Source organism: Oliverpabstia sp. (assembly GCF_022785585.1).
Lineage (GTDB): Bacteria > Bacillota > Clostridia > Lachnospirales > Lachnospiraceae > Oliverpabstia > Oliverpabstia intestinalis.
Genome location: NZ_JALFPR010000160.1, coordinates 1 through 6,941 on the forward strand (window position 1 = coordinate 1; position 6,941 = coordinate 6,941).

Below are 6,941 nucleotides of genomic sequence, written 5' to 3' on the forward strand. Positions count from 1 at the left end.
CAGCTGCTCACTTCCCTCTGCCAGCTGTTTACTTCCGGAGTTCAGTGCCTCGGAGTTGCTGTTCAGGGTTGCTACGCCATCGGTGTATTCTTTCACACCGGAGTTCAGCCGATCCACACCGTTAGTCAGTGTCGGAAGACTTGCGGTCAATGTGCTGACACCGTCATCCAGCTGTTTTGCTCCGTCATTGACCTGTGAAACACCGTCGGTATATGATTTCAGTCCTTCGGTCAGTTCCTCAGATCCCTCTTTGAAAGTCAGGGTACTGTCTGCCAGAACTTTCAGGTTATCTGTGATTTTCTTATTACCATCAGATGCATCGTCCATACCGTCTTTGATCTTTTTTGCCCCGTCGGCTGCTTCCTGCATACCGTCTCCGGCGGTTCCGATCTGATCAAAAATAGCTTCCGCATAGGTTTTGGTTACTTCCTCACGGATGCTTGTTTTAATCTTGCCCAGAGCCGTTTCACTTAACTTGGAAGCAATGTAATTGGTTCCCGGATTCGTCTCATAATTCAGGATCATTTTTTCCGGCTGATCATCCATGACCGTTGCCGCATTGGCAGAGAAATCCTTCGGAATGGTAATTACCATATAATAGGTACCATTTTTCAGACCTTCCTTTGCCACATCTGCGTCTACAAAGTTGAATGCCAGTGAATCATTTTCTTTCAGATTATCCACCAGTTGATCTCCAACTGTCAGTGTAGTATCTCCGTACTCGGCTGGCTCATCTTCATTGACGATGGCTACTGGAAGTTTATCCACATTTCCGTAGGGATCCCACATGGATGCCAGGAAAAGCCCCGCGTAAATCGCAGGGATCAGCGCAATTACGATGACTACTAAAAGCAAAATCTTGTTGTGAAATAAACTTTTCCACTCTTGTTTTAGCATTGTATCCCTTCCTTTTTGATGTATTTGTCGACTTTTTCTATTAATAGATGTATATTCCATTATTCGTTTTTTATTCTATTAGTAGATTAAAAAGCTATTAGTCGACAATATGTTGATTTTCTTTTCGGAATGTATTATACTAAAGAAAGATAAGAGATACAAGCATCACATTTCTTTTCAATCGTTTATTACTGGACGTTTTGTATTATATATGTCTATTTGAAATTCTTAAAAATTTCTAATAAATTTCAGAAATTTTTGTTTATATTTTCTTCAGATATGATTTTAAATCTTCCCGGGAAGTTTTCTCGACCAAAAAAACTCTTTGAGAAAATACGGGAGATGCAATAAAAGGGGGATTTTTATGGAAACGAAAAAAGGAGAAAAAATGGATCGCCGGGTGCGAAAAACCCGTGCACAGCTTCGCGCCGGTCTTGCCAGACTGATGCAGCAGAAAAATATTAAAGAAATCACGGTAAAAGAACTGGTGGATGAGATTGATATCAACCGTTCCACTTTTTATCTGCATTACACAGATATTTACCAGATGCTTCAGAGCATAGAGGGCGAACTGATGGAAGATATTCTGGAAGCCATCAAAGAGCATCCGCTGGATCCGGGAATGAAAGAAGAAGGGTATTCTTTTGCCATCCAGCTGTTTCGGATTCTGGCTGCCAACAAGGATATCTGTGCGGCACTGATGGGGCCGAACGGCGATATGGCTTTTGTGGAAAAGATTGAAAAACTGGTCGAGGACGCTGTTTTGCCGGAACTTTTTACGATGTTCCCACAGAATGTCAACGACATCAAATACGCCTACGCTTTCTGCATCAACGGCTGCGTGGGAATGATCAAATGCTGGCTTACCGGTGATTCCGACGATACTCCGGAGCACATGGCATATCTGACTCATAATATTGTTTCCGAGGCGCCTCGTAATTTTGCAGCAAAAGTTTTAAATTCTGCGCAGGAAAGGACAACAGTCTGAGAAATACGACGATCTGCAAAAATATTTTTGTCCGCTGACAGAATATTCCACTGAAACAAATACAGATATCAATAGAAAGTTTCAGGGTTGAAATCTGCTTTTACACTCATTTCAACTCTGGAACTTTCTGTTCATATCTGCTTTTAGTTTATGCCTTTCATGCCACTCATCTTTCAAAGTTTACAGATTGTAGCTGTACTTATGACTATCACGTTTCGGAATCAGCCAGAACTCATACCTCATAGTTCACCTGGTGTTCATGATTGACCGCGGATTACCTGCCGTTTTCCACTTTCTACACCACCTGTCTCCAGCCACTTCTCTTCCACAACATCCGCTCGGTTTTTTCATACACTGCCTGTGCGAAGATCTGATGTCCCTGTGCATTCAGATGTTCCTGATCTGCCTCGCTGCACTGCACATAATCAGAAGCTCGCAAATATCCGATCTGTCTTTCTGCAGCGATTCGTTCATATACTGTTTCCAGTTCCTTCGACACCGTCACTGACTGTGGCGAAAAGTCCTGATCATATCTTTCCTGCCATACTTTTTCTCCGAGATAGATCGGTGAGATCAGCAGAACATCTGTCTGAGGTGCAAAGGTCTGAATCTGATCCAGCAGACACTGGATTCCTCTTCCGATCACTTCTGCCGATGCACCAAAGATCGTTTTGCAATCATTGGTCCCCAGCATAAGAACCACCAGATCCACCGGATGATGTGTTTCCAGTAATGTCGGCAACAGTGCTGTGCCTCTCCGTCCCTGCCGGAACGGATCTTCAAACACTGTCGTTCTTCCGCAGAGCCCCTCCTCGATAATACGGACATCTTTTCCTTCATAAGCCTTCTGCAATCTTCCTGTCCACCGTACTTTAAATGGCAGCCGCTCCCCGCTCTCTCCGTCATATCCCCAGGTGTTCGAATCTCCAAAACACAAAATCTGTTTCATTCTGTCACCTTCTTTCTTTTTTAATATCTTCGTAACTGTTCAGTACCTTCGCAGAACATGATCTGCTGAATCATACCTATATTCATTGTTTTTATATTCCTATTATTTCGCTATGTTTTTATGTTTTTATTATCATATACAATTTTCCTGACTTTGTCTAATAGAAAAAAGCAATATCCAGCTATAGGCTATTTCTATAACTAAATATTGCTTTTATCTTCTCACTCTTTTTATCGGTTGCCGTTACCTTCCAGTATCCCCGTCACCTTTTTGACGCAGTGCAGGCAGGTCGGTGCTATGTAACAGCATGCTGCGATCCATGCCGCCTGATCCGCGAAGCAGATTGCCGTATACCCCAGGGCTCCGACAAATCCCAAACTGACAATCGTTCTTGCCAGCATCTCCGTCACACCGGAAAGTACTGCTCTTCCTGAATATCCAAGTCCCTGTGTCACCATACGGCTCACATTCAGGATACCGAGACTCCAGAAGAAATATCCAAGACACCGCAGATATTTTCCTGATGCATCCAAGACATCAGCTGCTGATTTTTTCACAAAGATCATCGACAGCGTGCGTCCTCCGAAGATCAGCACCAGCCCGATCAGCAGACCATATATCGTTGCAATCGCGACTCCCTGCCGCAATCCCTTCTTGATCCGTTCCGGCTGCCTTGCGCCCATATTCTGGCTGCAGAATACAGATGCCGAAGTGGCAATTGCATCAAACGGGCACATCGCAAACTGTTTGATTCTCATGCCCGCGGTAAATCCGGAAACACACACACTTCCCAGTCCGTTATTTGCCGACTGCATTACCATACTGCCAATTGCAGTGATGGAAAACTGCAGTCCGGTAGGAAGCCCCATCGCCAGAAGTTCTTTTACCGCCGTTATATTTACCATTCTGTTTTCTTTTGTCAGATGCAGTACATTCATCTTTCTTCCAATAAAAACAAGACACAGTATGCCACTGATCGCCTGTGCTGTAATTGTCGCAGCGGCAGCTCCCGCACATCCCCATTTCAGTACCACGATACAGAACAGATCAAGAAAGATATTCAATATCGCTGAAAATGCCAGAAAGAAAAAGGGTGTCCGGCTGTCTCCCAGAGAACGGAGAATACTGGATAAATAATTGTATAATAAGGTAAATGGAATTCCCAGAAAAATAATCAGCAGATAGTGATAGGCTCCACGGAAGATATCCTCGGGAACTGACAGCAGATGCAGGATCTGTGGACAGAATACAGAACAAAGAATCGTCACTGTCACACCGATTCCCCCAGTCAGTACCGCACCGTTAAATACATAATTTCTCATCGTATCCATCTTGTCTGCCCCAAAGTACTTGGCAACCGGTACACCGAATCCGGTACAGCATCCCATACAGAATCCAAGAACCAGAAACTGTACACTGCTGCTTGCTCCCACACTTGCCAGCGCTTTCGCCCCAAGAATCTGTCCTACGATCGCCGCATCTATAATATTATACGTCTGTTGCAATAAATTTCCGATTAAAAGGGGAAGTGCAAACTGAAGCATCAGTTTTAACGGGTTCCCCTTTGTCATAGATGTTGACATTGTTTCGCTTCCTTTCATATGAATCTGCTCTGTTATTATTTAGCGGATTCTGTTATTTTACATCACTGTTTTGCTATTCTACAGTTATCTCTATGTACCGCTTCTGCATCTTCCAGTTATATTTCTCTCTTTGTTCCTGTAACTTTCTATGCGTTTTGATACTTTTCGATATTCTTCCTGTTTTTATTTCCTTGGATAACGTAAACTCTTCGTAACTATTCAGTACCTTCACAGTTACGAGCAAAAATGCATTTAAAATCACCTTCGGTGATGGCATTTTTGCTTGTATGTCTCGGGATTTTGGCATATTTATGCCAAAACACCTCGCGGGATAATGGCTACTGAATAGTTAAACTCTTCAAATATACTTTCTGCTCCGGTGTGATTCGAAAGCTCTCCACCGCTTTCTGAATCGTCTTCTGATGCACCCAGCGATCCAGTTTCCGTTCTTCCAGATATGGAATCACCGTATCCCACTGCTTCGCAAGCGCTGTCGCAAAATACCAGGCAATCATCATGTTTACATAATATTCTTCCGACCGTACCCTTGCAACCAGATCGGCATATTCCGGTCTGTACGCGTCATCCAGATACAGCCTCATCAATATCCCGATTCCATACCGGATCGTGTAGGTGTCTGTGGAAGTCACCCACTCCCGAATCACCGGAAGTAATTCCTCCCGGTGTTTTTCGAAGCATTTCGGCGCCGGCAGATCGCACGTTGCCCAGTTATTTATATATGGAAGAAACTCCTTCACTTTCCGCAGACATTCCGGGTAATCTTTGATCTTTGTTACCAGCAGCATATGCAGATTGTTTTCTTCATAATAGCGATGTGGCAGTTCTTTTAAAAACGCCTCGGCTTCCTGGCTGTGATCTCTGGCAAATTCCCCGGCGAACTTCCGCAACACCGGCGTGCGGATTCCAATAATATCTTCTTTCGGAATTCCCGGAATCAGTCTGGCATGAAATTCCCGATATCCAGGATCCTGCAATGCAAATAACTGTTTTTGCAGTTCTGTTTTCATTTTCATATTTCCTCTCTTCTTCGTATTTTCTGCCGGTTCTTCCTTCATTCCGCTTTGTTTATTCCCAGGCATACATGATGACACTCCACGGTTTGCATGAAACGCTCTAGTTTCCTCGCCAATTTCTGCAAAACCTTTTTTTACAATTTCTTTCCCTTTTCTCTTTACGTTGTCCGTTGCTTCCTTTCCGGCTTATTTTTTATAGATTTTCGTATAGTTCCATATTAGACCATCCGTTTTGCTTTGTAAACTTTTTGACGATTTTTTTCTTTCATCACCTTTTCGGTTGATACCTCATATCCGACACCGTATATACCGTAATAAATGCCTTCGGATCTTCACGGTTCATGTAGTTCATCAGTTTCTGGTACTCGCCTTTATCTACAATCGTAATAATCTCGTTTCTTTTTTCCATATTATAGGCTCCGATCGACTCATAGATTGTCGCACCACTGTGCAGATCATGAATGATAAACTGGCGCAGTTCCTCTTCTTTTTTCGTAATGATACAAACTCTCCGCTTGATATTATGATCAAAAATAAAGTGATCCAACACCAACCCGTTAAAATATGTTCCAAGCACACTCAGTACCACTGTCTTTTTATCGTACACAAGTGCCGCCGACAGCGCCACACACATCCCGGACAACGACATCGCTTTTCCCAGATCCATGTGCAAATATTTGTTCATAATCTTCGCCACAATATCCAACCCGCCCGAAGATGCATTGCGATTAAATAATATACTCAGTCCCACACTGACTACCAGAATATAACACAGCACATCCAACTCCTGGCTGTTCGTCATCGAGCCAAAATCCGAAAAAATCCTCTCAAACACACCCAGAAACAGTGGAAGCATCACACTGGTATATACTGTTTTCACCCCAAACTCTCTCCCACAGGTGAAAAATCCGATAATCAGCAAGACCACATTCAAAATCATCGTAATCGCCGACAACGGTAGGGGAATAAAATTCGAAAGCACAATACCAAGACCTGATATGCTGCTTACGGAAGCATGGCTCGGTACAAGAAAGAAATAAACCGCCGCGGCAATAATGGCTACCGCAACCGTTAATATACTTGTCTCTTTGATGATACTTTTATAATCTGTTTTTAGATTCATCATTTCTAAGTTCTCCTGCTTATTTTTTCCAGTCTATTATAGTACAGATCTTCACGATAAGAAACAGAAAATTCCAGAACTTTTCCCCATACAGAAAAACCCCGGAAACCTTGCGGTTCCGGGGTATCTTACGTTTGGACACAATGTTATCTTGCGATAACCATATATATAATTTTATCTGCTAATCAGTGATTACTCGATGATAGAAGCAACACGTCCTGATCCTACAGTACGTCCACCTTCACGGATAGCGAAAGTCAGACCCTGTTCCATAGCGATCGGATGGATCAGTTCGATTGTCATTTCTACGTTATCACCAGGCATGCACATTTCTGTACCTTCTGGCAGGCTGATAACACCTGTTACG

At 43.2% G+C, this 6,941-nt stretch carries 6 protein-coding genes and 1 pseudogene; 1 reads left to right on the forward strand and 6 read right to left on the reverse strand.

The genetic code is table 11. The features are described 5' to 3' along the window. Positions 1-897 (reverse strand): YhgE/Pip domain-containing protein (locus MSA64_RS11295; protein WP_287891655.1); only part of this gene is annotated, 897 nt, incomplete at its 3' end. A 364-nt stretch (positions 898-1,261) separates the two neighbouring features. Here MSA64_RS11295 and MSA64_RS11300 point away from each other — a divergent pair. After that, positions 1,262-1,885: a TetR/AcrR family transcriptional regulator gene (locus tag MSA64_RS11300; RefSeq protein WP_117525034.1), complete on the forward strand. Its 624-nt coding sequence runs from the start codon at positions 1,262-1,264 to the stop codon at positions 1,883-1,885. A 295-nt stretch (positions 1,886-2,180) separates the two neighbouring features. Here MSA64_RS11300 and MSA64_RS11305 read toward each other — a convergent pair whose 3' ends face one another. The 5 genes and pseudogenes from MSA64_RS11305 to tuf all read right to left on the reverse strand — a co-directional run. Further along, positions 2,181-2,834: an SGNH/GDSL hydrolase family protein gene (locus tag MSA64_RS11305; RefSeq protein WP_287891656.1), complete on the reverse strand. Its 654-nt coding sequence runs from the start codon at positions 2,832-2,834 to the stop codon at positions 2,181-2,183. A 230-nt stretch (positions 2,835-3,064) separates the two neighbouring features. Beyond that, positions 3,065-4,417, reverse strand: a complete 1,353-nt coding sequence (locus MSA64_RS11310; protein ID WP_277663403.1) for an MATE family efflux transporter — start codon at positions 4,415-4,417, stop codon at positions 3,065-3,067. 338 nt (positions 4,418-4,755) lie between these two features. Next, positions 4,756-5,451 (reverse strand): DNA alkylation repair protein, encoded by a 696-nt coding sequence (locus MSA64_RS11315; RefSeq protein ID WP_154431587.1) that lies wholly within the window; start codon positions 5,449-5,451, stop codon positions 4,756-4,758. Positions 5,452-5,719: 268 nt separating this feature from the next. After that, positions 5,720-6,574 carry a YitT family protein gene (locus MSA64_RS11320; RefSeq protein WP_334296347.1) on the reverse strand — a complete coding sequence of 285 codons (855 nt, stop codon included), beginning with the start codon at positions 6,572-6,574 and terminating at the stop codon, positions 5,720-5,722. A 192-nt stretch (positions 6,575-6,766) separates the two neighbouring features. Then, positions 6,767-6,941: pseudogene (gene tuf / locus MSA64_RS11325) on the reverse strand (elongation factor Tu); the annotation flags it as partial.

Excerpts from the sequence above, each read along its gene's own strand:
- MSA64_RS11300 (WP_117525034.1), top strand. The coding sequence starts at position 1,262 with ATGGAAACGAAAAAAGGAGAAAAAATGGATCGCCGGGTGCGAAAAACC.
- MSA64_RS11315 (WP_154431587.1), bottom strand. The coding sequence starts at position 5,451 with ATGAAAATGAAAACAGAACTGCAAAAACAGTTATTTGCATTGCAGGAT.
- MSA64_RS11310 (WP_277663403.1), bottom strand. The coding sequence starts at position 4,417 with ATGTCAACATCTATGACAAAGGGGAACCCGTTAAAACTGATGCTTCAG.
- MSA64_RS11305 (WP_287891656.1), bottom strand. The coding sequence starts at position 2,834 with ATGAAACAGATTTTGTGTTTTGGAGATTCGAACACCTGGGGATATGAC.
- MSA64_RS11320 (WP_334296347.1), bottom strand. The coding sequence starts at position 6,574 with ATGAATCTAAAAACAGATTATAAAAGTATCATCAAAGAGACAAGTATA.